The sequence below is a fragment of the Acidobacterium capsulatum ATCC 51196 genome, assembly GCF_000022565.1.
Taxonomy (GTDB): domain Bacteria; phylum Acidobacteriota; class Terriglobia; order Terriglobales; family Acidobacteriaceae; genus Acidobacterium; species Acidobacterium capsulatum.
Genome location: NC_012483.1, coordinates 212,341 through 239,199 on the forward strand (window position 1 = coordinate 212,341; position 26,859 = coordinate 239,199).

The 26,859-nt window shown below is 61.1% G+C and carries 20 protein-coding genes; 11 read left to right on the forward strand and 9 right to left on the reverse strand.

From position 1 onward, the window contains the following. Positions 1 to 9 precede the first annotated feature (9 nt). From ACP_RS00830 to ACP_RS00840, 3 genes are all read left to right on the forward strand, one after another. The gene (locus ACP_RS00830; RefSeq protein WP_012680572.1) at positions 10 to 762 is read left to right on the forward strand and encodes a tetratricopeptide repeat protein; all 753 of its coding nucleotides are present in this window, start codon (positions 10 to 12) and stop codon (positions 760 to 762) included. Positions 763 to 855: 93 nt separating this feature from the next. After that, a complete protein-coding gene (locus ACP_RS00835; RefSeq protein WP_012680573.1) occupies positions 856 to 2,238 on the forward strand; it encodes a cytochrome P450 in 1,383 nt (460 codons plus the stop codon). Between the two features lie 37 nt (positions 2,239 to 2,275). Continuing rightward, positions 2,276 to 2,809 carry a DinB family protein gene (locus ACP_RS00840; RefSeq protein WP_041839150.1) on the forward strand — a complete coding sequence of 178 codons (534 nt, stop codon included), beginning with the start codon at positions 2,276 to 2,278 and terminating at the stop codon, positions 2,807 to 2,809. Here the strand turns inward: ACP_RS00840 and ACP_RS00845 are convergent. Continuing rightward, entirely contained in the window at positions 2,806 to 3,600 is a 795-nt protein-coding gene (locus ACP_RS00845) for a prepilin peptidase (RefSeq protein ID WP_012680574.1), read from the reverse strand. The genes ACP_RS00840 and ACP_RS00845 overlap by 4 nt on opposite strands. Positions 3,601 to 3,637: 37 nt before the next feature. On the opposite strand from ACP_RS00845, the gene mazG reads away from it, so the two are divergent. Genes mazG through menC form a run of 3 tightly spaced genes read left to right on the forward strand, consistent with a single transcriptional unit; the run spans position 3,638 to position 6,481 of the window. Beyond that, positions 3,638 to 4,540 carry a nucleoside triphosphate pyrophosphohydrolase gene (mazG, locus tag ACP_RS00850; RefSeq protein ID WP_238525610.1) on the forward strand — a complete coding sequence of 301 codons (903 nt, stop codon included), beginning with the start codon at positions 3,638 to 3,640 and terminating at the stop codon, positions 4,538 to 4,540. Then, on the forward strand, positions 4,540 to 5,349 hold the full coding sequence (locus ACP_RS00855; RefSeq protein ID WP_085947565.1) for a GNAT family N-acetyltransferase: 810 nt from the start codon (positions 4,540 to 4,542) through the stop codon (positions 5,347 to 5,349). Before mazG ends, ACP_RS00855 begins: the two co-directional genes overlap by 1 nt. A 10-nt stretch (positions 5,350 to 5,359) precedes the next feature. Next, a complete protein-coding gene (gene menC, locus ACP_RS00860; RefSeq protein WP_012680576.1) occupies positions 5,360 to 6,481 on the forward strand; it encodes an o-succinylbenzoate synthase in 1,122 nt (373 codons plus the stop codon). A 40-nt stretch (positions 6,482 to 6,521) separates the two neighbouring features. Here menC and ACP_RS00865 read toward each other — a convergent pair whose 3' ends face one another. The 8 genes from ACP_RS00865 to ACP_RS00900 form a co-directional block, all read right to left on the reverse strand. After that, positions 6,522 to 7,637, reverse strand: a complete 1,116-nt coding sequence (locus ACP_RS00865; RefSeq protein WP_238525611.1) for an aminotransferase class V-fold PLP-dependent enzyme — start codon at positions 7,635 to 7,637, stop codon at positions 6,522 to 6,524. Between the two features lie 194 nt (positions 7,638 to 7,831). Further along, positions 7,832 to 8,392, reverse strand: coding sequence for a DUF2911 domain-containing protein (locus tag ACP_RS00870; RefSeq protein ID WP_012680578.1), 561 nt, complete (start codon positions 8,390 to 8,392; stop codon positions 7,832 to 7,834). Positions 8,393 to 8,492: 100 nt separating this feature from the next. Then, on the reverse strand, positions 8,493 to 9,671 hold the full coding sequence (locus ACP_RS00875; protein WP_012680579.1) for an acyl-CoA dehydrogenase family protein: 1,179 nt from the start codon (positions 9,669 to 9,671) through the stop codon (positions 8,493 to 8,495). Between the two features lie 116 nt (positions 9,672 to 9,787). Next, a complete protein-coding gene (locus ACP_RS17055) occupies positions 9,788 to 12,277 on the reverse strand; it encodes a putative bifunctional diguanylate cyclase/phosphodiesterase (RefSeq protein ID WP_052294632.1) in 2,490 nt (829 codons plus the stop codon). A gap of 243 nt (positions 12,278 to 12,520) precedes the next feature. Continuing rightward, positions 12,521 to 13,354, reverse strand: coding sequence for an ABC transporter ATP-binding protein (locus ACP_RS00885; RefSeq protein WP_041839151.1), 834 nt, complete (start codon positions 13,352 to 13,354; stop codon positions 12,521 to 12,523). A 28-nt stretch (positions 13,355 to 13,382) separates the two neighbouring features. Next, positions 13,383 to 14,162: an MlaE family ABC transporter permease gene (locus tag ACP_RS00890; protein ID WP_012680582.1), complete on the reverse strand. Its 780-nt coding sequence runs from the start codon at positions 14,160 to 14,162 to the stop codon at positions 13,383 to 13,385. Positions 14,163 to 14,286: 124 nt separating this feature from the next. Further along, positions 14,287 to 15,723: a sigma-54-dependent transcriptional regulator gene (locus ACP_RS00895; RefSeq protein ID WP_012680583.1), complete on the reverse strand. Its 1,437-nt coding sequence runs from the start codon at positions 15,721 to 15,723 to the stop codon at positions 14,287 to 14,289. Further along, positions 15,716 to 18,547: an ATP-binding protein gene (locus ACP_RS00900; protein WP_041839760.1), complete on the reverse strand. Its 2,832-nt coding sequence runs from the start codon at positions 18,545 to 18,547 to the stop codon at positions 15,716 to 15,718. Before ACP_RS00900 ends, ACP_RS00895 begins: the two co-directional genes overlap by 8 nt. Positions 18,548 to 19,176: 629 nt before the next feature. Here ACP_RS00900 and glf point away from each other — a divergent pair. From glf to hrpB, 5 genes are all read left to right on the forward strand, one after another. Beyond that, entirely contained in the window at positions 19,177 to 20,268 is a 1,092-nt protein-coding gene (gene glf / locus ACP_RS00910; RefSeq protein WP_041839153.1) for a UDP-galactopyranose mutase, read from the forward strand. A gap of 3 nt (positions 20,269 to 20,271) precedes the next feature. After that, the gene (locus ACP_RS00915) at positions 20,272 to 21,216 is read left to right on the forward strand and encodes a glycosyltransferase family 2 protein (RefSeq protein WP_012680586.1); all 945 of its coding nucleotides are present in this window, start codon (positions 20,272 to 20,274) and stop codon (positions 21,214 to 21,216) included. Between the two features lie 154 nt (positions 21,217 to 21,370). Beyond that, entirely contained in the window at positions 21,371 to 24,004 is a 2,634-nt protein-coding gene (locus tag ACP_RS17060) for a serine/threonine-protein kinase (protein ID WP_012680587.1), read from the forward strand. Between the two features lie 42 nt (positions 24,005 to 24,046). Further along, positions 24,047 to 24,376 (forward strand): hypothetical protein, encoded by a 330-nt coding sequence (locus tag ACP_RS00925; RefSeq protein WP_012680588.1) that lies wholly within the window; start codon positions 24,047 to 24,049, stop codon positions 24,374 to 24,376. Between the two features lie 76 nt (positions 24,377 to 24,452). Further along, entirely contained in the window at positions 24,453 to 26,822 is a 2,370-nt protein-coding gene (gene hrpB / locus ACP_RS00930; protein WP_012680589.1) for an ATP-dependent helicase HrpB, read from the forward strand. Positions 26,823 to 26,859: the final 37 nt, after the last annotated feature.

Below are 26,859 nucleotides of genomic sequence, written 5' to 3' on the forward strand. Positions count from 1 at the left end.
AGCATGGGAATGAAGCGTCTCTTGTCGATCATGATGGTTGCGGCGATGACGGCCGCGATTCCGGCTGTCGCGCAGCAAAACCAGCAGAACCAGCAGGCCCCCGCACATCCCATGGCGCCCTTTGCGCCGGGCTCGCCGGATAATCCTCAAACAGCAACGCCGCAGGCGAAGAAAAACTGGGGCGGCGGCCTCACCTGCGACAAAGGCAAGTGCAAGCCGACGAAGCCCGCTGATGGGCAGTCCTCTGACGGCTACCCCAGCTTCCCGTCCAGCGCGCTCGCGCCCGACGCGCCCGATGCCAGCCCGGCCCAGCAAAACCCGTTTCCTGAGGCAAAGTCACTGGCCGCGCAAAAGAAGGCGCAGCAGGCCGCGCCGCAGCCACCGCCGGCTACGGAACCCTCCAGCTCCAGCGACCAGCGCTTGCCTGGCGTCGATGCCCTGGGCAACGGCTCCACGATGCACACCGATGACGGCACGGGAAAGCCGGTCTTCAATCCCGGACTCGCAGCCAAAGACAACAAGGTAGGCAGTTTTTATCTCGCCTCGGGCGACTACGTAGGAGCCTATTCGCGCTTCAAAGAGGCCACGCAGGTAGACCCCAAGAATGCCGAAGCCGTCTTTGGCCTCGCCGAAGCGGCCGACCGTCTCGGCAAGCGAACCGAGGCCATTCAGAACTTCGAAATCTATCTGGACGCCGTACACAAAGGCCGGGACGCCAAGACGGCCCGCAAAGCCCTTAAGCGCCTCACCGCCCATCCTTGAGGAGCTTCCGCTCTCGCCGCTCTTTCAGTGCATCGAAATGGGCCGTCGCTCCGGTTTCAGGCGGCGGCCTTTGCACATCTACACTGCGAATGCATGAAGTCCGCACCCATCGCTCCTGACATTCGCCTGCGCCCTGACGGCATCACGCCGTGCGGCCCCGCTTTTCTCTCTCGCCTGATCGAGGGCAAGGCCTTTCGCGGCAATGCCGCCGAGGTGCTGGCGGTCAATGCCCGCGAGTTCGGTGACCTGGTGGAGATTCGCATTCCCGGCCGCCGCCTGCTGCAGTGCAATCATCCTGAACTGGTACAGGAAATGCTCGTGCGTGATGCGCCGCATCACCATCGCAACATCGTCATGCAGCGATCAAAGCTGGTGCTGGGCGACGGCCTGCTCACCAGTGAAGAGCCGCTGCACATGCGCCAGCGCCGCCTTGCCCAGCCGGCCTTTCACCGGCACCGCATTGCGGCCTATGGCGAGGTGATTGCCCAATTTACACAGGCCATGACTGCGGGCTGGCAGCACGGCAGCATTCGCAACGCGCATGAGGACATGCTGCTGCTGGCCCTGCGCATCGTCGGCAAGACGCTGTTCAATCTCGACGTCGAGAACGAAGTGCGGCAAATCTCCGCCGCCGTGGACTCATTCATGGGCTTTTTGCCGCTGGCCTTTCTGCCATTTCCTGAACTGATTCTGTCGATGCCGGTTCCGGCCATGGCCCGCATCCGGCGCAGCCGCGACAGCCTCGATGCCTTCATCTACGGCGTCATTCGCGAGCGCCGCGCCCATCCGGGCGACCGGGGCGACCTGCTGAGCATGCTGCTGGCTGCCGTCGATGAAGAGGAGCACTCCGGCAGCATGACCGACCGGCAGGTGCGCGATGAGTGCCTCACCGTTCTGCTCGCCGGGCATGAAACCACGGCCAGCGGACTCACCTTCGCGCTCTGGCTGCTCGCCACCCACCCTGAGGTGCAGGACCAGCTCGCCGCCGAGTGCCACCGAGTGCTTGGCGGGCGTGCTCCTGCTGCCGAAGACTATGCGCAGCTCAAATTTGCCGAGCAGGTCTTTGCCGAGGCCATGCGGCTTTATCCGCCGGTATGGGTGACCGCGCGCACCGCCGCCGAAGATTACGAGTATCGCGGCTACCGCGTGCGCAAGGGCACGGTGCTGCTGGCTCCGCAGTACGTTATTCATCGCGATGCGCGGTTCTATCCCGACCCGATGCGCTTTGACCCCTCCCGCTTTGACGAGGAGGCGAAAGCTGCGCGCCCGCGCCTCGCCTATTTTCCTTTTGGTGCAGGGAACCGCCAGTGCATCGGCGAGGGGCTGGCTTGGATGGAAGGCGTGCTGGCGCTGGCGACGATTGCCCAGCAATGGCGGCTGGCTCCGGCTGAGGGCATGCCGCCGCAGCCGCCTCTGGCCGCTGAAGTCACCTTGCGTCCAAAAGCTCCGATGCTTTTGCGCGTCGAGAGGCGATAATTGCGATGAGCAGCCAATCCACGGCAGGAGAAGCCCGATGCATCGCGAACTGGAGCGGGTCGTCGAGAGGTTCTTGCCGGTGCTGCAGTGGCTCTCCGCCTCGCAGTGCCAGCAGCAGTTGCCCCGCCGCGTCGAAAGCTGGAGCGTGCAGCAGAACGTGGTGCATCTGGTGCTGACTTACCGCTCCACGGCGCAGCTTCTGGAGCGCTGCCTTGCACAGGGACCGCCACCCTCTGACCGTCCCGCGCTCGGGCAGATCGCTCCTCGCCTGCTGGTGATCGGCCTGGGCATTTTTCCCCGTGGCGCCAAGTCTCCCGAGCGCGTCCATCCGGACCGGCTTACGTTGCCCGCTAAATCCGGAGCTGACCTGATCTTGCTGTTGCGAGAAGAACTGGCGCGTATGGACACGCTGCTTGCGGAGTGCGAGGCAAAACTCGGCGCATCCGCGTTGGGTTCTCACTTCGCATTCGGACCGCTCACGGCTCGCCAATGGAGGCGCTTTCACACGCTTCACGGCTACCTGCACTTGCATCAGGTAAAGAGTCTGCTCCGTGCCATTCCTTTGAATTAGCGGTAAAAATGAAGGTACCACTTTAAGAGTGGCTGCCCCTTGAAGAGCACCAGCAGCGCCGCCGCGCATAGAAAAGTGCCCAGCGGCAGCATGGCCCGCATGCCCTCGCGGGGATGTAGCAGCAGCCAGGCAGCGCCGAAGATGGCCGCCGCCACGACGCCGAGAAAAAGCGCCTCGGCCGTGAGCGCCGGGCTGAGCCAGATGGCGATCATCGCCATCAGTTTGGCGTCGCCCAGTCCCAGCCCCTCTTGCTGGCGCAGCAGGAAGTAAACCCAGCGCACCAGCAACAGCAGAAACGCAAAAAGCAAACCCCATAGCGCCGCAACGCCGGTTTCCAGCAGGCGTTCTTTGACGCCCGAGGCTGGCATGACGGCGTGATAGACCAGCCCGAGAACAATGCCCGGCATGGTAAAGGCGTCCGGCAGGGTGAGTGTTTCGGCGTCCATCGCCGCGAGCCCCAGCAGCAGGAAGCAGAGCAGCATGGTCGCGATGCCGGTGAGAGTGATCCCATACGTCCACGCGCTCAGCAGAAAGAGCATGGACGTGGCCAGTTCCACCAGCGGATACCGCCAGCCAATCGCGCGGTGGCAGTCGCGGCAGCGCCCGCCGAGCAGCAGAAAGCTGAGTACGGGAATGTTGTCCCACACGCGTACGGGCCGATGGCACGAAGGGCAGTGCGAGCCGGGCAGCAGCACGGACTCATGATGAGGCAGCCGCGAGATGCACACGTTCAGAAAGCTGCCGAAGACAAGCCCCAGCACACCCACAAAGATGGAAACCGGCACAGACATTCAGTATCGGAGTATAGAGCCTCATCGTGACAGGCGCATGACGGGAATTCACCAGAACGGCCCGAATCTGGATTACAGTAAGGGTATGGCGGGAGCCGAAGAGGCAGGCAAACGTTTTTCAGAAGCCGTTGCCATCATGGCGCGGCTGCGCGGTCCCGAGGGATGTCCCTGGGATCGCGAGCAGGATTTCCATAGCATCCGCAAGTACACGCTCGAAGAGGTGTACGAGGTCTTCGACGCGATCGAAACAGGGAATTGGGACGAGCTGCGGTCCGAACTGGGCGATCTGCTTTTGCAGGTCCTTTTTTATGCCCAGATGGCCGCCGAGCCGGGCTATTTCGACGTTGCAGACGTCGTTGAGACGCTCAATCTCAAGCTGATTCGCCGCCACCCTCATGTCTTTGGCGATGAAGCCGCCGCGGCTGCGGGCAATCGCGCCGAAGGCATGGAAACCAGCGGCATCGACGCCGGTCAGGTGCTGCGCAACTGGGAAGAGATCAAGAAGCAGGAGCGCAAGCAGCAGGCTGGCAATTCCCGGCGGCTGCTCGATGAAGTCCCACGCTCTCTGCCCGCGCTGATGGAAGCCACCAAGCTCGGCTCGAAGGCCGCGAAAGTCGGCTTTGACTGGCCAGAGGTGCAGGGGCTGCTCGCCAAAGTTCGCGAAGAAACCGCCGAAGTAGAAGCCGAGTTGGCGCAATCAGAAGGCCAGAGGAAAATTGAGGAAGAGATTGGCGATCTGCTGTTTACGGTCGCAAACCTCGCGCGTCACTTGAAGGTTGATCCCGAGCTGGCACTGCGCGATGCCAACGCAAAGTTCCGCCGCCGCTTCGCTCAAATGGAAGAGGCTAGCACGGAGCCGCTGGAGCAGCGCTCCGCCGGGGAACTGGAAGAGTTGTGGGCTGCCGCCAAGCAGACGGAGCACATGGAGAGGGTACGCTGATGCCGACCCTGGCTCTCCCCGGCAGGCGCATCGCTGTTCGCAGCGGCCGCACCGCTGTCTTGCGTGCCTGCGAGTCGCTGGACGAACTGGGGGCCTGCGTCCGGATGCAGGGCGATGTCTGGGGCTACGAGGGCAATGACATCATTCCGCGCCGCGCCTTCATTGTGGCGCGTCATATTGGCGGCCAGGTGATTGGCGCATTTGAGGAGCACAGCGGCACGCTGGTGGGTTTTGCCATGGCGCTGCCCGGCGTGAAGCAGGGAATCAACGGTGAGCCGTCCCGCCCCTATTTGCACTCGCACATGCTGGCCGTCGATCCCGGCTGGCGCAACGAGGGGCTGGGCCAGCAACTCAAGCGGTTTCAACGCGAAGAGGCATTGTCCCGTGGCATTGACCATATGGAATGGACATTCGATCCGCTGGAGATCAAGAATGCTTTCCTCAATATCCACAGGCTCGGGGCAATCGTCCGCTGCTATTTGCCGGACTTTTATGGTGTATCCTCATCCCGTCTTCAGAATGGGCTGCCGACGGATCGACTGGTAGCCGAATGGCGCTTGGCTTCCAGCCGGGTAGCCGGTGTTCTGGCAGGAGACTTCGGGCCAATCCCACCCATTGAGGAGAGGATGATGATTCCCGCGCAAATGGCAAGCTGGAAAACCTCTGGCGATGTCGCGCGGGCGCTGGAAGTCCAGCAGAACCTCCGCAAGCAGTTTCAACAAGCCTTCCAGGCCGGACTCGCCGTCGTGAACTTCTGCGTCGATGAGGCCGGCAACGGAATCTACGAACTCGCAGCCTGGCCACAGTGAGAAGACACTTATGAAAATTGATTCGATTACGCTCCGCGAAGTGCGCATGCCGCTCGTGAAGCCCTTTGAGACCAGTTTCGGCAAAACCACCAACCGTCGCATTCTGCTCGTCGAACTCAAGGCCGAAGGCTATACCGGCTGGGGGGAGTGCGTCGCGGGCGAGCACCCGTTTTTCTCTGACGAAACCATCGATACGGCCTGGCTCGTCATCTCGCAGGAGCTTGCGCCCGCCCTGGCTGCGGCTGATCCTGAGCACGGGGGCAAGTGTCATCAAATTTTCGGCAACGTGCGCGGGCATCGCATGGCCAAGGCTGCGCTTGAAAATGCCGTTTGGGATGCCGAGGCGCAGATGAAGGAGATTCCCTTGTCGGTGCTGCTGGGCGGCGTGCGCGAAACCATCCCCTGCGGCGTCTCCATCGGCATTCAGCCGACGCTGGAAGACTTGATGCGTGAGATCGAGCAGTCGCTCGCGGCCGGCTATCAGCGCATCAAGCTCAAGTGCAAGCCGGGCTGGGACGTGAAGGTCTTCGAGGCGGTTCGCAATCGCTGGCCTGACATTCTGCTGAGCTGCGATGCCAACTCCGCATACCGCCTGCGCGACTCCGACCACATCGCCTCGTTTGATCAGTTCCGGTTGCTGATGATTGAGCAGCCTCTCTGGTCCGATGATTTTTACTTCCACTCCATGCTGCAGAAGCGGCTCGAAACGCCCATCTGCCTCGATGAGTCGATTCGCAACCGGCGCGACGCGCTGGCAGCCATCGATATGGAATCCTGCCAGATTATCAACATCAAAAATGGCCGTGTCGGCGGCTTCAGCGAGGCCATCGCCGTGCACAATGTCGCGCAGGAGCGCGGCATCCCCGTATGGTGCGGAGGCATGCTCGAGACCGGCATCGGCCGCGCGCACAACATTGCGCTTTCGTCGCTGGAGAACTTCACGCTGCCCGGCGATGTGTCGGCCTCCAGCCGCTACTGGGCCGAAGACATCATTGAGCCGGCCGTGACCGTCAATGCACAAGGGGAGATTGCGGTGCCCGATGTGGCCGGGCGCGGTTATGAAGTGCGTGCGGACCTCATCGAGCAGCTCACTGTACGCAAGGAAGAGATTCGCGCCCTGGCGCTCGCCTGAGTGGCGCGCACCGGTACCCAACCCAGGCGCGTGGCCCAGGTTACGCGCCTATTTCATGCATCAGCTTGCCCAGTGCGGCGGCCGTCCGCAGCAGTTCTTCCTGCCGCGTGAGGCAATCCGGGCAGAGACGCAGGCACTCTCCGCGCGCATTCACCGCAATCTGCTGCTCGCGCAGCGCTTCGGCCAGCAGGGCTGCCTTGGCGTGGCGCACCACCAGAAATGCTCCGTGCTCGTCGTCTGCCCCATGCACGCGCGGTACACCGGCATCTTCGAGCGCCGCTCGCAAAAAGCGGAGCTGCTCCAGCCCATAGGCGCGCAAACGGTTGACGCCGACTTCCAGTGTGAACTCGAGGCCGCTGCGCGCCTGGTACCACGGCAGCACATCGGGCGTGTCCTGCAGAAAGGCGTTGCCACCCGGCATGAGCGCCGCGCGGCTGAAGTCATCGGTGGCGCGATCGGGCTTCAGAGCAAACCAGCCTGCGTCCAGCGGAACCAGCCCCGAATCCAGCCCGGACTCCAGTAGCTCAGGCGAAAGATAGAGAAACGCCGCGCCCGGGCCGCCGCGAAGATATTTGTAACAGCCGCCGGTCATAAAATCGGTGCGCATCCGCCGCACATCCACCGGCACCGCTCCCAGCGAGTGGTAGGCGTCCACCAGCAGGCGCGCGCCTTTCGCGTGGCATGCGTCTGCGAGTTGGTCGAGATTCCGCAGCCACTGCCCGGTCTGAAACATGACCTCAGAGACCACCACCAGACCCGTCCCGGCCGTGACCGCATCCATCAGCGTCTGCAGGGCAAAATACCCCCGCTTATCCGGAGCCACACGGCGCACTCGAATGCGTCCCGCCGCGGCATATTGCTCCAGCACGACTTGTGTAGAAGTGAACTCGCCGGTCGTCATCAGAACTTCTATCGGTTCTGCTTTCGCGGCGGTGAGCGCGTTCAGCACGGTGCGCAGCCCCTCGCCCGCTGAGGTCATGGGCACCACGCAGGACAGGCACCCGGCATCGATCAGGCAGGCAATCAGGCTGCGGTAGTGTTCGCGGGCGGCCAGCCAGTCGTCCCATCCGCTCCCTAGCCGCCCGTACCATGCATCCACGGCCTCTTGCACATCTTCGGCCATGCGGTCCAGCGGCCGGCCCAGCGATTGCGTCATGAGATAAATGCGATCATCGGCAAGCACGCGTGAGAAGAGCGGCGCAAAGTTTCTCTGAACCCTTGCTTCTGTAAGAGGAAGGGACGAAAGGCCGGGTTGGGGACAGTCAGCCATCTACCGACAGAGTACTCCCGAATGCAAAAAGCCGCAGCGGTGAGAGCCGCTGCGGCTTTGTGCATAGGTGCTTGTGAGACTCAGTGCATCCGGAAGGGAACCGAGGCCTTATGGTTCTCCCAGGCGAGCACCAGCTTGCCTTTGCCCTGATCGTTGATCTTGATCTTCCACACCAGGTCTTCGATCATGTGCTTCGGCTTGTGCATGTGCATCGGGACGCTGCCGAGGTCATCGGCGGCCTTGTAGGCCAGGCCCCATTCGCCGGTCTCCTTGTTCACAATCAGCACCCAATGATTGGGGTCTTTGATGTTCACAAAGAGCGTGTAGGTGCCCTTGGGCACTTCGAGATGGCCGATGGTCAGGTCCGCGGTGGTGGTCAGCGTGGTGGCGGCATTTGCGCCGGCCCGCCATACGGGATAATGCACATCATGGCTGATAAGTCCGCCCGGGCCAAAGATGTGGCCCTCGCGGCCGCGCACCCGTGGCGACGAGTACTTGATGCTGATGGTCTGCCCATTCGCCATGGCCGACACCTGCTCAGGCGGGCTGAGCGGAGCCTTCTTCTTCATCTGTGCAGAGGCTGAAAATGTGGAAGCCGTCACCAGAGCGGCCAGGCCAAATGACAACAGCAAACGCTTCATCACCGGGTTCTCCTTTTGAGGGAAAGCAAAAGCTGTACAGCGCGAACGGAATGATTGTCGCACGGATAGCACACTTGTGCATTGCGACCGGTTGGCGAGACTAAAACGCCGGAATCCCCGTCACGCTGTTGCCAATGATCAGCGTGTGAATGTCATGCGTGCCCTCATACGTCTTCACCGATTCAAGATTCATCATGTGCCGCATGATCGGGTAGTCGTCGGTGATGCCGTTGCCGCCGAGCATGTCGCGCGAGATGCGCGTGCACTCCAGCGCCATCCACACGTTGTTCCGCTTGGCCATGGAGATGTGCTCAAAGCCCACCTTGCCTGCATCCTTGAGCTTGCCCACGTGGTGAATCAGCAGTTGCGCCTTGCTGATTTCGGTGATCATCCATGCCAGCTTCTCCTGCACAAGCTGGTGGCTGGCTAGCGGCTGGTCGCGAAACTGCTTGCGCGTCTGCGTGTATTGCAGCGCCGTGTCATAGCAGGCCATCGCCGCGCCAATCACTCCCCAACTGATGCCGTAGCGCGCCTGGTTGAGGCACATCAGCGGCGACTTCAGCCCGCCGGTGCCCGGCAGCAGATTCTTCGCAGGCACATGCACGTCCTGCAGCGAAAGCCCCGAGGTGACCGACGCGCGCAGCGACCACTTGCCATGCACGTCCCGCGCCTCGAAGCCCTTGCGATCCGTCTCCACCAGAAAGCCGCGCACGCGATCGTCTTCGTCTTCCACCTTGGCCCAGATCACGGCCACATCCGCGATGCTGCCTGAGGTGATCCACATCTTCTCGCCATTGAGTACATAGCCATCGGCGGTCTTGCGGGCTCGGGTCCGCATGCCTCCGGGGTTCGAGCCAAAATCCGGCTCGGTCAGCCCAAAGCAGCCCAGCTTTTCGCCCGTGGCCAGCTTCGGCAGCCACTCGTTCTTCTGCTCTTCTGAGCCAAAGGCATAAATCGGATACATCACCAGCGCCGACTGCACGCTCACAAAGCTGCGCAGGCCCGAGTCGCCCCGCTCCAGCTCCTGCATGACCAGCCCGTACTCGATGTTGGACATGCCGGCACAGCCATAGCCCTCAAGATTGGCGCCAAAGAAGCCCAGCTCGCCCATCGGCTTGACCAGCTCGCGCGGAAAGCGCCCCTCGCGGTTGCACTGCTCAATGATCGGGATCAGGTTCTCTTCCACAAAGCGCCGCGTGGTGTCGCGCACCATGCGCTCGTCTTCGGTGAGGAGTGAGTCAAAGTTGAGAAAATCAACGCCTTGAAACGGGAAGGCCATCGGTCGCTTGCTCCTGCTGCGGGTTGAAAACATCTCAGCCTAGCAGAGGCGGCCCGGCGTGCGAAAGCGGCAGGGCGGGGAATTGTGGATACGGGATATTGTGGGAAGCTCTTGCTTCAGTGCGCCGCGCTGGCCACCGCTGTGAGCGCTTGCATGCTCGCGCCTCCCTGGATGCGCCACAAGCCTTGCGCCATGAGGAACTCCCCCAGCCGCTGCCCGGGGATGGCCTGCGAGTACAGGTACCCCTGCAAGCGGTGGGCCCCCAGATGCCGCAAGAGCTGGCGCTGAAAATCATGCTCAATGCCTTCGGCGACTACCTGCAGATGAAGCGAATTGGCCAGGGAAATAATCGCTTCCACAATCGGCAGCGTGCCATGCGGCTCCTGCAGCTTTTCAATAAATGAGCGGTCGATTTTGAGCACATCGATCGGCAGGCGGTGCAGATAGCTCAGCGAAGAATAGCCGGTGCCAAAATCATCGACGGCAATGCGAATGCCAAGCTCTTTCAGCCGCTTCATCTGCGCCACGGAATCTTCGCAGTCATTCATCACGAGCGATTCGGTGATCTCCAGTTCCAGATACTCCGGCGGCATTTGCTGGCGCAGCAGAATGCGCTCCACGCTCTCGCAAAAGTCGGGCCGGTTAAATTGCACGGCAGAGACGTTCACGGTCATGGTCAGCATGGGCAGGCCCTGGCTCTGCCACTCGCGATGTTGGCGGCACGCCTCTTCAATCACCCACTCGCCCAGCGGATGCAGCAGCCCGTTGCGTTCGGCAATGCTGAGAAAGTCCGCCGGCTGCAACAGTCCGCGCTCCGGATGCTGAAAGCGAAGCAGGGCTTCCACACCAAAAAATCCGCCGTCTGCAAACATCTGCGGCTGGTAGTGCAGCACAAACCAGTTTTCTTTGAGGCCGCGGTGCAAAAGCCGTTCCAGCGCAATGTCGTCGTCGATCTTCTTGCGATTGCGCGAGTAGAACTGGTATTGATCGCGCCCCATTTCTTTGGCGCGGTAGAGCGCGTGGTCGGCATGGCGGCGCAAGTCTGCCGCATGTGCGCTGTCGCAAGGATAAATCGCAACTCCCGCGCTGACAGACGGGCGCAGCGTGTGGCCTTCCACTTCGAGCGGTTTGTCCAGCGTTTTCAGCACGCGTTCCAGGCGCTCGGCGGCGTCCTGCTCGCTGCTGACGTTGCGCAGCAGCAGCAGAAACTCGTCTCCTCCCACGCGGCCGAGCAGGTCAGGGGCAGTGACGGCAGTCTTGAGACGCTGCGCAAAGGCGCGCAAAAAGCCATCGCCAATAGTGTGACCGTGGTTGTCGTTGATCCACTTGAACTGGTCCAGGTCCATGCAGATCATCGCGACCTGTGATCCATTTGCGTCCGCGCCGGCCAGCGCCTGTTGCACGGCGTCTTCCATACTGGCGCGATTGGCCAGCCCGGTCAAAGGATCATGCCGTGCCTGCCACAGCAGTTGCCGGTGCATGCGCCGGTGCTCTGTGACGTCGAGCAGGGCGCCTTCAATCTCCATCGGCTGTCCGCGAAGGTCTCTCCGCAGCTTCGCATTCATCAGCGCGATCCACGCCGTGCCGTCCGGGCGAATCAGGTGCAATTCGCGATTTTCTATCGAGCCATCCCGCAGAATGTCTCTGATCCACAGATCACGTTCTGCCGGGTCGGCATAGCACGCAACGGCACTGGTGCCGATCATCGCCTGCGAAGATCCACGCGAACTCATCCGCGCCAGCGCATCATTGCAGTCCAGCAACGTGCCGCTCATGTTCGTCAGGAATAATCCGCACTGGCTTTTGTCATAGAGCGTGCGATTGCGCTCGGCCTCGCGTGCCATGCGCAGGGTTTCCTGCTCCAGCAGCGTCAGAATCATGCCGATCGCTACAAACAGCTTCGGCAGATTCCAAAGCACCGGCGGAGCCTGAAAGTGGGGTGCGTAGTGGCCGAGCAAAGAAGCCACAGGCCACACCAGCCCCCAGGCGGCAAAGCCCAGCAAGGTCGTGCACACACCGCTCGAGATTCTGCGAAAGCGCCGGTAGTACGCGAGCCCGTCAGCGAGATAGATCGCGCTCAGCAGTGCCAGCAGTCCACCATCGAGCGGAGGGTTAAAGAAGAAATCAATGCCGGCCAGTGTGGCCGTGACCACTGCCACGGCTATCCTCAGCAGCCGGTCGCGCCGCCTTCGGTTTTCCTGTGCATGCAGCAGGGTTACGCTCAGGCTGATGCAACTGGCGGCAAACAGCGGCCACATCAGCCAGGGCTGGGTGATTCCAATAATCACCAATGCCGAATACAGACTGGCCGATACGCCGAACATGACGGCGCACAGGATCATTGCAGGCTTGAAACTTGGTGTCGGAATCAGGGACAGAAGAAACGCTGCTCCAGCCAGCAGGAGCATGTCGATCACCACGACGGTCTGGCTCTCCTGGCTGGCAAAGGGCAGACCCAGCCATTGCACCACCACATGAATCAGAATCAGAGTCCAGCCCAGAAACCAGAAGCGCAAACCGGCATGACCGCTGCGCCGCAAAATCGATCCGAAAATCAGGACCAGAGCGCCCAGAACCAGAGCCGTCAAAAGGCCATCGAAATTCATCCACACTCTCCGGGCACGATCTGCCGGTTCACTCTGCGAACCTCATGCGCGGGTCCGGCCTCCGGCCTCTGGATGGGGGATCTCCGGAAAGTGATCGTGCTCAGCTCTTTCCGTTGAGAAGGGGGGCTCAGAAATCCCTGCCGTGCCGCGCTATGGGCCTCTCCTCACCACATCGGAGGGTGCAGGGAAGAACATGAGAAAAAATAAAGAAAAGGACGGTTAGAGGCAGGAAAATTCTTTGAGCTATCTCAAATAGTCGCGCAGAAAGGGATCATCTGACCGGACCAGCTCTTCGGTGGTCCCGTCAAAAACCAGTTGTCCTTCGTGCAGAACCAGAAAGCTGGTATTGGGATCGGTTTCCCCTTTGGGCAATGCTTTGATGCACTTGCAGTCGGAATCGTAGCGGTGAGTGGCCATCATGAAGGCGTCCTGCAGGCGGTGAGTCACCACCAGCGAGGAGGTCTGTGAGGCATCGCGCTGCTTGATCACCAGTTCGATAATGGTGGTCGAAGTGATGGGGTCAAGCCCCCCGGTCGGCGAATCGTAAAGCAGCAGCTTCGGCTCGGTGACAATCGCGCGGGCAATCGCCACGCGCCGCCGCATGCCGCCGGAAAGCTCCGATGGCAGCTTCTTCATCGTGTGCTCCAGCTCGACAAAGCGCAGCGCCTCTTCGACGCGGCGGTCAATTTCCTCATCGGGCAGGTGCTCCTCAATGAGGCGAAACGCCACATTGTCGCGCACGTTCATGGAATCAAAAAGCGCGCCTTCCTGGAAGACCGTTCCGATCTCGCCTCGCAGCGCAAAGAGATCCCGCTCTTTCATGTGGCACAGATCTTTGCCAAAGACGGTGATGCAGCCGGCGTCGGGCATCAGCAGCCCGTTCGTCAGCTTCAGCAGAACACTTTTGCCCACGCCGGCCGGGCCCAGCAGAATTCTCGTCTCCCCGTGCCGCAGCTCAAAGGAGATGTCCTTGAGCACCGGCTTGCCGTCAAATCCAATCGAGACGTGACTAAACACGACCACAGGCTCGGTGGAACTCGCGGCAGGCTCGGCAATTGGATGGGTGGCTGTGCTCATCGTCCGCAATGCTTATCGTTCACAGTTTCTATCGTCCAAAAATGCTGATCACGATTTGGCTGATAAAGAAGTCTGTCGCAATGATCAGCACCGAGGCCACCACCACCGCCTGCGTGGTCGAGCGACCCACACCTTGCGTGCCGCCACGCGTCTTCATCCCATAGAAACAGCCGATCGTCGCGATGATGAAGCCAAAGATCACCGGCTTGATCAGCCCTTCAAACACATCTGGATACCGCAGCGCCTGGTAAGCCGTGTGAAAGTACTGCGAGGTGTTCTGCCCCAGCAGGATGCCCGAGACGAAAGCTCCGCCCAGGGTGCCGATAGCGTCGGAGACAATCGTGAGGAAAAACATCATGCAGACCGTCGCCACGATGCGGGGCATCACCAGCTTTTTCATCGGGTCGGTGCCGAGCGCCCGCATGGCATCCACCTGCTCGGTCACAATCATTGAGCCTAGCTCGCTGGCCATGCCCGACGCATTGCGCCCGCTGACCATGAGGCTGGTCAGCACCGGGCCGAGCTCCTTGATCATCGACAGGCTGACCAACTGGCCGGTGACCGCTGTGGCGCCAAACTGCGCCAGCGTGGAGGCGCTGTTCAGAGCGAGGACGCCGCCGGTGAAAAAGCCGGTCAGAATTACGATCGGCAGCGAGCCAATGCCGATGTAGTCGGCCTGAAAAACAATGTCGGACCAATAGAAAGGACGCCGAAAGAGGTTCAGCAGGGCGCGCGTGGTCAGCAGCGCATACTCCTGCACAGAAAGAACCCAGCGTTTTGCAGTCGTATCCAGCGTGGCTATGGGCATGGTCCGTATCTGCCTTTTAGATGCGGCCAGCCGTCAAAGGACTGCCACAAGTTCTATCTTCTCTCGATTTTAGAGGCATCTTGCTGCCGCCATCCGGGCGCGCTGCCGTCGCGGCCAACCGGCTCTAGTCCCGGCCCCGCTTGCGTATCTCAATGTTGAGCCGCTTGATCTTCTGGTTCAGCGTCGAGAGCGGAATGCGAAACTGCTCGGCCGCGTCCGTCTGGTTCCAGTTGCAGCGCTCGAGCTTGGCCATGATGATGCGGCGCTCAATGTCTTCCAATATTTCAAAGAGCGAGGCATCGGGGCTGTGCTCCAGCAGGCTGGTGGAATAATTGCGCCCCGTGATATGCCCCGGCAGCAGGTCGGCATTGATGGAGGGCGTGGCCGAAAGCACCACGCCGCGCTCAATCACGTTTTCGAGTTCGCGCACATTGCCCGGCCAGTCGTAATCAATCAGGATGCGCAGCGCCTCCGGCGTGAGCGCACGCAGCGGCAGAGTGTTCTCCTCCGAGTAGCGCTTCAGAAAATGCTGCGCGAGCAGAGGAATGTCTTCGCGGCGGCTGCGCAGCGGCGGCATTTCCACCGTAATCACGTTCAGGCGGTAGTAGAGATCTTCGCGGAAGCGCCCTTCACGCACGGCCTGCCGCAGTTCCACGTTGGTGGCGGCGATGATGCGCACATCCACCTGAATCTCCTGCGTTCCGCCCAGTTGCATGAACCGGCGATCCTGCAGCACGCGCAGAATCTTGGCCTGCGTGTCCATGCCCATCGTGCCGATCTCGTCGAGAAAGAGCGTGCCGCCGTTCGCCACTTCAAACAGGCCCTTCTTCGAGGCGATGGCCGAAGTGAAGGCGCCCTTCACATGTCCGAAGAGCGTCGATTCGAGCAGATCGGTCGGCATCGCGCCGGTATTCACCGGCACAAAGGGCTTGTCGCGACGCGTGGAGTTCGCATGCAGAGCCTTCGCAATCAGCTCTTTGCCCGTGCCGCTCTCGCCTTGAATCAGCACCGTAGACCGGCTGGGAGCCACCTGGGCCACCAGGTCAAAGATGCGCAGCATCGGCTCGCTCTTGCCCACGATGTTGGCAAAGTTGTAGCGCTGCTTCATCGCGCGCTTCAACTGAATGTTTTCTTCCTCAGCCTGATGCCGCGCAATCGCCGAGCGAATGTCGGCCAGCAGCTTTTCGTTGTCCCACGGCTTCTGGATGAAGTTCTGCGCGCCGGCGCGCATGGCATCCATGACGTTATCCACGGTGCCGAAGGCCGTGATCATGATCACAGGCAGGTCGGCATTCCGGTCGCGAATCAGCCCCAGAATTTCAATGCCGTTTTTGCCCGGCAGCGCCAGATCCAGCAGCACCAGATCATAGGAGTTGCGGTCGATCTTTTCGAGACCAGCTTCCCCATGGATTGCGGTTTCGACTTCGTAACCCTCCAGCGACAACAGGGCTTCGAGCGTTTCGCGCAATGCGGCTTCATCGTCAATGATCAGAATCTTTTGACGTGTCTCTGGCGGAGAAGGGGTGTCAACGGACGGCGTAACAGTGAAAGCATCAGACATGGGCCGGTTTCCTTAGCACGGGGAATTCAAGGTAAAAGGTGGTGCCGCAACCGACTTCGCTCTCGACGCGGATCTTGCCGGCATGTTCCTGGATAATGCCGTAGGTCACGGCCAGGCCGAGGCCTGTACCACGGCGCTGCCCCTCCTTGGGAGCGGATTTAGTCGTAAAAAACGGGTCGTAGATTTTCTGCATGTTCTCAGGCGAAATGCCTGAGCCTGTATCTGTAATCGCGATGGTGACGTGTCCGTTCACCAGGGTGCTGACGCGCAGTTGGCCGCCGCCATGCATGGCGTCCTTGGCATTCAGAAACAGATTGAGAAACACCTGCTGCAGCTTGCCCGCATTGCCGCGAATCGTCGGCAGGTCCGCCGAGAGGTCCATCACCAGCTCAATCTGTGCGGTCTTGAACTGGTGCTCCACCAGCGTCAGCGTCTCGCGAATCAACGTATTCACGTCGGTCTCGCGGAACTCCGAGGTTCCGGTACGCGAGAAGTTCAGCAGGCCATTGACAATCTCTGAGGCGCGGAAGGTCTGCTGCGTAATCTTGTCGAGCAGCGGAGAGAGCCGGTCGTCGCCGCGCACCTGCTTGGAGAGCATCTGCGTGTACGACGAGATCACCGCCAGCGGCGTGTTGACCTCGTGTGCCACGCCGGCGGCCAGCAAGCCAATGGACGAGAGCTTCTCGGCCTGCGAGAGTTGCGACTCCAGTTGCGTGCGATCCGTAATATCCTCCAGCAACAGAATGCGGCCCACCGTCTCAAAGTCACGCGACACCAGCGGCGCAACGGCCACATTCACCGTGCGCGACTCACCGGCATTCGTCTGCAGCCGGAACTTATAGAAGTGGTGAACGCCAGGCTGCTCCTTTACGGTCTGGTATTCGCGGTACAGCGACTCGGGAAAGACCTCAGACAGCGGCTGCCGCAGAGCCTCGCGCCGGGGCAGGGCAAACAGCACTTCCATCTGCGTATTCCAGCTTTCGACGCGGTCCTCGAGGTCCACCGCGAGAATGCCGACGTTGATCGACTCCACGATGTTCTCGTTGAATTCCTTGAGCCGCTCAAACTCGGTAATCTTCTGCTCAAGACTTGAGTAGAGCCTTGCATTCTGCAGCGCGATGCCGATGTAGCTGGCCAGCGACTCGAGCATCTCCATGTCTTCGCTGGAGAGAAAATCGCCCCCCGTCGTTTTGCCGAGACCAATTACGGCAATCGTGCGATCCTGCACGCGGCAGGGCAGATAGTAGTTCAGGTCGAGCAGATTCACCGACCGCTGCTCGCTCTCGGTCAAATGCAGCGCCGCCTGCGTGTTCTCAAAAAAGATATGCGACCCGGCGTCGGGCTGATCAAAATCCAGAAAGTTCAGATCCAGTGTCGACTCGGCCTGCATCAGCGAAGCAGGGAATCCATGCGCCTTGGCCAGCCGGTAATGCCCGGGCTGGTCTGACAAAAAGACCGCCACCCGCTCCACCAGCAGCGTGTGCGGCAGCCGGTCGGCGATGGCATTCATGAGCGCGTCCATGTCGGTCTCGGTGCTCAGGCTGCGGCCAAACTCGATCAGCGTGGACCGGTAATCATACTTCTGCCGGTCAAACAGCTTGTCCACGCGCCGCTGAATCAGCTTCTTCAACGGATCGAAAACCTGCGCCGTCAAAATTACGGCAATGATCAGGCCCCAGCCGCCAAACTTCGGCAGCGTGCGGTGCGCCGTTTCCGCCGTCACTGCCACTACGCCGAAATAGACGCCGACCAGCAGTGCGGTGGCGAGCGTGTAGGTCACGCCCCGCTTGAAGATCAGGTCGGTATCCATCAGCCGGTAGCGAACGATCGCCCAACTGAAGGTCAGCGGCAAAAAGACCAGCGAAATGCCCGCCAGCTTCGTGACCAGGCTGGGCTCGGGAATGCTCGCCAGAAAGGGCGCGACATAGAGCACCGTGAAAGGCACGATGGCGATGACGGTGCCGCGCACCAGCCATTTCAATTGCTGCCGCCGCAGGGGCACGCGGCTGCGATGGTAATGCACCCAGAGCACCACGGCGGTGATCAGGTAATAGGCCGCCAGATATCCGAGAGCAATTTGATCCAGATGATGCTTGAGCACCTCGGTGGCCTGCCAGAACTGCTGGGCCACCACCTGCAGGGCCACAATCAGCACTGCTGGCAGATACACAAAAGCCAGCACGCCGTAGCGCCGGCGGGGACGATCCTCTGGAAAGGTGATGCCAAAGTGCAGGAACAGCGCTGGCTGCAGCGCCGCCGCCACGATGCCGCTCCAGTAGACGACCTGATCGGTCAAATCAAACTGCCCGGTGTAGTGAAATGCGTAAAGAACAAATGAGACCAGGCAGAAGATATAAAAGTGCAGCGAGTGCGGTGCCGTCCAGCGCCGGAAGAGAACATAAAAGCCGATGCACAGGTACACCAGGGCAATCAGCCGCAGCCCCTGGTTGAGGCTTTCATCCTGTTGCGCCAGAATGACCGGCACATCCACCAGCCGAATGCCACGCCGGATCAGCGTGTAGTGAATGGTGCCATAAACGCGCGTCTGAGCCTCTTCGCGGGCCAGTTGTGCAATGCGATCGGTCACGGCTCCGTTGGCGGAAACAAGAATGTCCTTCGCCTTGATGCCCGCCAGTTGGCCGGGGCTGCCGGGCAGCACATGTTCGGCCACCAGCCCGCCATGGCCTTCCATCCAGATCACGCCATCGGTCGGGAATTGGGTGTGGCTCTCCTGGGCAAAGTTGAGAAACGCAAACGCCACGGCCGCCAGCGTGAGCACCGCCAGCAGAACAACCGATACCCGGGTTTGCAGTGACTTCTCCATGCGCGGATGAGGCACTCCCTCTGGAAGCGACCAGGCTTCCGAATATCAAATACATAGCAAATGAATTGCCAATGCGGCTTCCATTTCCTGTACTCGGGTTCTCCCCAGTATATTCGGGTTTTTCACCATATTTACAGTCACTTGAGGTGCTGACGGCAGGGACGCTCCCGAAAGCCACTGTGCAGCCGCGCTGTGAATATCCCGTTTTTGGAAGAATCGCGTCTCTGGATTTTCAGGATATGGGGATTGGTCGCAGAGCCGCGTCCATTGCGAAAGCCGGAAAATGCGGCTCGCAGGGCATGGAAATCCGCACTTCGGCTGCGATCCCGACAGGTCGGGAAGGACTCTTCGAGGGGCAGCTCCCACCCTCTATAAAGTGTCAAAGAAAAGATCAAATTCCCATCCACGTCTCTCTGAAGACAGAGAGGGCAGGCGATATACTGAGCGGGAAGTTCCAGCCCGCTTTTCCATTGTGCCGCCAGTTGCTCCATCTCACTGAGTTTCACCCGTAGAACGGGAGGTGGATGCGTCGGCGCTCGTCGAAACCATTCATTGCAGTTGGCAAATCATGGGCTATTGGCTGCCCCACTGCTCGAAGTGCATCCCATGATGCTCAGGGAGAAGATCGCATGAAGATTGACGTACTGGTTGTTGGCGCGGGTTTTGCCGGCAGCGTGATTGCCGAACGCTGCGCCGCCGCCGGAAAATCGGTTCTGATTATTGATAAGCGCGACCACATCGCGGGCAACGCATTTGATGAGTCAGACGCTCATGGCCTCCTGATTCATCGTTACGGGCCGCACATCTTCCACACCAATTCTGAAATGGTCGTGGACTATCTCACGCGCTTCACCGATTGGATTCCCTACGAGCATCGCGTGCTCGCCGTGGTGGAAGGCCAGACGTACCCGATTCCGATCAACCAGACCACCATCAATAAGCTGTATGGTCTTTCGCTCGATGAGCAGGGAGTGGCCGAATACTTTAATCGCGTCCGCGAGCCCCGCGAGCCGATCCGCACCAGCGAAGATGTGGTGCTTTCAAGCGTAGGGCGCGACCTGTGTGACAAGTTCTTCCGCGGATACACGCGCAAGCAGTGGGGGCTCGATCTCTCTGAGCTTGCGGCACTCGTGGCTGCTCGCATTCCTGTGCGCACCAATACAGATGATCGCTACTTTACCGACAGCTTCCAGAAGATGCCCAAAGAGGGATACACGAAGATGTTCGCGCGCATGCTCGATCATCCGAACATCCGCATTGAGGTGGGCACAGACTTTGCCTCCGTGCGAGACCGTTATGAGTGGAAGACCCTCGTCTACACTGGCCCGATCGATGAATATTTTGGCTTTTGTTACGGCAAACTGCCGTATCGATCGCTGCGTTTTGAGCACGAGCATCTGGCGGGCACCTCTAAGTTTCAGCCCGTCGGCACGGTCAACTATCCCAATGACCACGCCTACACCCGCATCACCGAATTCAAATACCTGACGGCGCAACAGCACTCCGGCACGTCGATTGTGCGCGAATACCCTGAGGCCGAGGGCGATCCTTACTATCCGATCCCGCGCCCCGTGAATCAGGACCTTTTCCAGCGCTACAAGGCACTGGCCGAGGCAGAGCCCAACGTCTTTTTTGTAGGCCGTCTCGCGCAGTACCGTTACTACAATATGGACCAGGTGGTCGCAGCCGCTCTCACCACCGCAAAAAGCATTGGGGTGTAAGACGTGAAATTTGCCGTCGTGGTGGTGACGTTTAATCGTAAGGTGATGTTGGGCGAGTGCCTGCAGGCATTGTTGCGGCAAACCCGCGTTCCCGATCACATCTACCTGGTCGACAACGCCAGCTCCGATGGAACGCCGCAATACCTCCGCGACGCGGGCCTGATGGACCACCCGAAGATCTCTTACCAGCGGCTTGAGAAAAATACCGGAGGGGCCGGCGGCTTCCACGCCGGCCTCAAAACGGCATTTGAAGCTGGCAATGACTGGATCTGGATTATGGATGACGATGCGGAGCCGCTTCCGGATGCCTTGGAGAAACTGCTGCCCTACACTGAGTATCCTCAGGTTGTCGGAATTGCCAGTCTAAAAAAGGACCTGAACGGTGCAGACCTGGTAGACGTTAAGCCAGTGGTGGGCGTCGCCGCGCCGCCCCAGTTTCCATACCAGAGGCTTCAGTTTTCTTCTTTTGTCGGTGTGGCCTTCAGCCATGCCGCAATGACAAAGATCGGTCTTCCCCGGGCGGAGTTCTTTCTTCATCATGACGACACCGAGTATTGCCTTCGCCTTCTGGCCACCGGCGACATTGCTTATGCGCCCGAAAGCGTCGTGATCCATAAGGAAGCCCGGGGTGCGGACCGTTTTAAGAAGCGTTTCGGCCGCCAGTTCCGAGTCTTTCCCACGGACCGCTACTGCATGGGATATTTTGGACGCCGCAACGGCATGTGGATGGACATTCATACCGGGTTGAGGCGTCCCGGGCGCAGATCCCTTGCAGTCCATCTCGTGCAAACAGGGAAGCACCTGCTGCGGGCTACATTGATCGACAGGGAAGATCTCTGGGTCCGTTACACGATCTGTGTGCGATCGTTCCTGGATGCGCTGCGAGGCCATTTTGATAATGACCTGCCCTTCCGTTTGCGCGCCCGGCTATCCAAAGCGACCCGCTGAGCCTGCTTGCTCCAGATTCTTCTTGAATGAGGTCCCAGCTCTCTGGCGGCCTCATCCATTCCTTCCGCAGGGAGATGAGCCAATCGTGCATCTTGCTCCTCACCCCATTTGCCCGTAACATCGCCTCATTACCAAGGGCATAGCCAGGAAGATCATGCGGGAATCCTTTCAGAGTTTCTCCGCCGGAGAGATCGTCGCGGAAAACTACCGTGTGCTCGACGTCGCCGGGGTCGGCGGCATGGGCACCGTATTGCGTGCGTTTGATCAGCGGCTGCAGCGCATGGTCGCGCTCAAATTCCTTCCTGCTGACACTGGCATCCATTCTTCTGACAAAGAGCGGCTGCTTCGTGAGGCCCGCACGGCCTCCACGCTTGACCATCCCAATCTCGGCTTGGTCTATGGCATGGAGCAGACCTCGGACGGCCGCACCTTTCTTGTGATGCCGTTCTATGACGGCGGCCCGCTCACCGATTGGATTCGCCGCCGCCAGCCCTCCCTGAGCGACAAGCTGCAGCTCGCCCTGCAAATCGCGCGGGGTCTCGGCGAGGCGCACGCGCAGGGCATCGTTCATCGGGACATCAAGCCCTCCAACATCATGATGAGCGCCGAGGATGTACCCAAGATCGTCGACTTCGGCCTGGCCTACATCCTCACCGGCGAAACCGTCTCGCGCACCGAGACCTCCGGCACCGTCGCCTACATGGCCCCCGAGCAGGCCATGGGCCGCCCCGTAGACGGTCGCTGCGACATATGGGCTCTCGGCGTCGTCATGGCGGAGATGCTCACCGGCCGCCATCCCTTTCACCGCGAAACGCTTGCAGGCATCCTCTATGCCATCCTGCATGACGCACCGCAGCATCTTGACGTGCTGCCACCTGATCTGCAGACCATCCTCTTCCGCATGCTTTCCAAGGATCCAGCAGGCCGCTACGGCTCCTGCCAGGTGCTCATGCAGGATCTCGAAACGCTGCTTGCGCAGATGCCCGATCCCAGCCAGCCGTCGTTGCCGCCCTCCACACACGGCCAGGCCGAGCTGCGCCGCGTACGCGACTCAGCCTCGCGCTTCACGCAGGAAGATGGCCGCTTCCCGCGCCGGGGCGCAGCCTTGGCCGCCGGAGCCGCGGCCATCCTCGTCGTCGCTCTCTGTGTGCTCCTGATTCCGGCGGCGCGTCATGCGCTCCGCGGCATTTTCGCATCCGCGCCCGAACAGCAGCATGTCGCCGTGCTGCCCTTTTCCGGCGTGGAGAGCACTCCGGATCAGGCAGCTCTTGCCGCCGGACTCATGGAGTCGCTCACCAACCGGCTCGCCAACCTCAGCACCAGAAATCCCTCGCTGTGGGTCGTGCCCGCCAGCGAAGTTCGCCGCCGCAAAATCAACGCCCCCGGAGCCGCGCTCAAAGAGCTCGGAACCAATCTCGTCGTCGAAGGCTCCGTGCAGCGTTCCGGCCTCTCGACCAGTCTGCAGGTAGAGCTGATCGATGCGGCTCATCTGCGTGAGCTGGGCTCCGTCACGCTCAACAGCACCGATGGCGATGTTGCCAGTCTTGAAACCCGGGCGGTCGCGAGTCTCGCTCGCATGATGCATGTTCATATGCCTTCGGTCTCCGGCGACTCCGCCGGCAGCGCCTCCCCTGTGGCGTATCAGGATTACCTGACGGCGCTCGGGTACGTGGAGCGTTACGATCAGGCGGGCAATCTCGATAAGGCGATCAATCTTCTTCAGCAGGCCGTGCAGTCTGATCCGGCGTTTGCGCTGGGCTATGCCGAGCTGGGCTTTGCCGACTGGACAAAGTACAGCATGCAACCCAATGAGCAGTGGCTGCGGCAGGCTCAGGCCAATTGCATGAGGGCGATTCAGTTGGACAGTTCCTTGCCTGCCTCCTATGTCACCCTCGGCAATGTCTATCGTGCGCAGGGCAAGCAGGACCTGGCCCTGGAGCAATTCCAGCGGGCCATGCAGTTGGACCCCAGAAATGCGGATGCCCTGGATGGCCTGGCCCGCGTTCATGAGAACGCCGGCAGATTCCAGGACGCCAAGGCCGAGTTCGTTCGTGCCGCAAACCTGCAGCCGGACAGTTGGGATGGCTACAATGCCCTGGGCATGTTCTATGACCGCCAGGGCAAGTACCCTCAGGCCATAGCCGCATACCAGAGCGCGCGGGCCATTACTCCCGACAATGCCACCGTGCTTCTCAATCTCGCGGGAGCGTATGAAGACCAGGGTGATCCGGCATCGCTGCACAAGGCTGAGGGGCTGCTTCGCCGCTCGCTCGCCCTGCACCCCACCTATGCCGGATGGGCCAATCTCGGCAATCTCTACTATCTGGAGCACCGCTTCCCCGAGGCCGTGGATGCGCTGCGCCGAGCCCTGCAGTTCAATGCCGCTAACTATCTTGTCTGGGATGATCTGAGAGGCTCCTGCGAGTGGGTGAAAGACAAAGCATGCGTCCAAAGCACATCGGAAAAGGAAAAGCAGATGCTGCGGACCTATGTGAAGAATCATCCTCACGACGCGGTCGCCGTCGTCTCTTACGCCGACCTGCTGGCGCAGGCCGGGCAAAACTCTCTGGCGCACAATTACATCCAGACCGCTCTCGCCATTTCTCCAGACGACCCCTCTACCCTTGAGGCCGTAGCCGTTGTCTACGAGAACCTGGGAAACAGAAAAGAGGCGGTTCGTTATCTCAATCAGGCGCTTCGCAAAGGCTATTCGCGCAATCAGGCGCTGAGCGATCCCGAGGCTCAGTCACTGCTTCAGGACCCTTCGGTGCATTTCCCTCAAAAGTGATGTCCTCACCCCACATGCCGGCCGCAGGCCCAGGAGAAAGAAATGGAGAATCAAGTCGATCTTCAGAATGCTGTGTTGACCATCAGCGACCAACTCACCCCCAGCCCCGATCCATGCATCGTTCCCTATGAAGGAGGGCTGCAAATCAGCAACGGTTCCACTCCATGCACGCTGCTCTTTGTCCGCAAGATGGACTGCACCCATACATTGACCCTTGCGGCCAATGAGACGCGCCACATCGACCTCAATCACGTTCGCCACGGCTTCTCCTGGGAGTATTCCATCGCTGCCCAAAGTGAAAGCACACCGTCCGGTCCTCTTACGGGAGGCCATTCCATTCAGATAGGCAACACCGGCGAAGACGGAAAATAGCCCGCCCGCCATCTCTCGCCCCGGCCGTGCTTTTCCGGTTTGACCCCAAACCCCTGCCGTGTTCCGATGAAACACGGTGAAAAGCAAAATCGCACTGCCGGTAGACACGCTGCTGCCGCGGATTCTCAAGGCCCTCGACGCAACTGAGGGCCGCTCCGCCAATCTGGTTCTGGAGGCCGCTCCCGGCGCGGGCAAAACCACGCGTGTGCCTCCGGCCTTGCTCGACGCCGTTCCCGGCGAAGTGCTCGTGCTGGAGCCGCGCCGCATCGCCGCCCGCCTTGCCGCTCGCCGCGTTGCGGCCGAACTTGGCGAGCACCCTGGCGAAACCGTCGGCTACCAGGTGCGCTTTGAAGAGGTCGCAGGGCCGCGCACCCGCCTGCGCTTTTTGACCGAGGGCGTTCTCACGCGCCGCCTGCTCAGCGATCCTGATCTGCGCGGCGTCGATGCCGTGGTGCTCGACGAATTCCACGAGCGCCATCTCGACAGCGATCTCGCGCTCGCGCTGCTCCGGCGCCTGCAGCAGCGCCGTCCCTCCCTGCGCCTGCTGGTCATGTCGGCCACGCTGGACTCCGCACCCGTGGCGCGCTTTCTCGGCAATTGTTCCGTCCTGCGCTCCGAAGGCCGATTGTTTCCACTCACGGTTACAAATCAGCCCTACTCGCCCGCGCCGCTGGAATCGCAGGTGGCGCAGGCCGTCGAGATGCTGCTGCGCGAGGGGCATACCGGCGACATGCTCGTCTTTCTGCCCGGCGCTGCGGAGATTCGCCGCGCCATGCGCACCTGTGAAGAACTTGTCCGCCGCGCCGAACTGCTCATGCTGCCCCTGCACGGCAGCCTGACGCCTGAGGAGCAGGATCGCGCCGTCGCGCCCTCCACGCGCCGCAAGCTCATTCTTGCTACCAACGTTGCGGAAAGCTCCATCACCATCGATGGCGTCTCCGCTGTGATTGACAGCGGTCTCGCGCGCATCGCCACCTGGTCGCCTTGGACCGGCCTGCCCACGCTCGAAATCGCCCGCATCAGCAAAGCCTCTGCTACGCAGCGCGCCGGCCGCGCGGGCCGCACCGGCCCCGGCCGCGTCATTCGCCTCTATCCGGCCGAGGATTTCCAGCTTCGCCCCGATCACGACACACCTGAAATTCTGCGTGGCGACCTCTCGCAGCTATGTCTCGCGCTCCGCGCCATGAACATCGATCATCCAGAGCAGCTCGCCTGGCTCGATCCGCCGCCTGAGGCCGCCGTGCGCTCCGCCGAATCCCTCCTGGACCGTCTCGGTGCGCACGGCGAGGCGGCGCAGCAACTGGTGCGCATGCCGCTGCCCCCACGCCTGGCGCGCGTGGTGCTCTCCGCAAAAGAGCGAGGCGTCGGCGAAGACGCATGCCTCGTTGCCGCCCTGCTCGCATCCGGCACTCCATCGCCGCATCCTGATCTGCTGCACGCACTCGACAGCATGCGTCGCGGCACTGACCCGGCACTGCGCCAACATGTGGAGCAGTTGCGCCGTACTGTCCGTCCTTCGAGGCAATCCGCGCCCAACGACGACGCCTTGCTGCAAGCCATCCTCACCGGCTTTCCTGATCGTGTGGCCCGCCGCCGCACGTCGGGCAAAACCGCCACCGGAGCAGGGAATCAGGTGCTCTTATCAAGTGGCGGTTCCGCTGAACTCACGGGAGAGCCGGGCGACGGCGAGTTTCTGGTTGCCGTCGATGCGGAAGACCGCAAGGACAAGCCGCTGCCCCTCATCCGGATTTCCGCGCGCATCGAGCCCGAGTGGCTGCTCGATCTTTTTCCGGAGCGCATTGAAGAGCGCATCGATCTGATGTGGAATCCGCGTGCCGAACGCGTGGAAGCCGTGAGCCGCCTGGTCTATGAGGAACTGGTGCTGCAGGAATCCCGTCACGTCCACCCCGACCCTCAACGCACCGCCGAACTGCTCGCCGCCCGTGCCCTCGACGCGGGAATGGAGCGCTTCGTCGATCCCGAGGCTCTTGCGCAACTCATGGCGCGCGCCGAGTTCGCCGGAGTCACCGCGCCCGATCTTGCCCAGCCCCTGCGCGAGCTCTGCCACGGGCTCGCCAGCTTCGCCGAGTTGCGCGCCGAAGCCACTCACCTGTTGCCTTTGCTCGAACGCACGCTCGCCGGGGGGCGTCTCAGCGATCTGGCTCCCACCTCGCTTCGCCTGCCCTCCGGGCGTCAAACCCGCGTGCACTATGAGTCCGGCAAGCCACCGTGGATCGCATCGCGCCTGCAGGACTTCTTCGGCATGCGCGAAACCCCGCGGATCGGACCCGCGCGTGCGCCGGTCGTTGTGCATCTGCTCGCGCCCAATCACCGCCCGGTGCAGATGACTACCGATCTCGCTGGATTCTGGGAGCGCCTCTATCCGCAGGTGCGCCGCGAACTCATGCGCCGCTATCCGCGACACTCCTGGCCCGAGAAGCCGTAGCCCTTTCTGCGGCCGTTCGCGGAATTCGCGTTTTCAC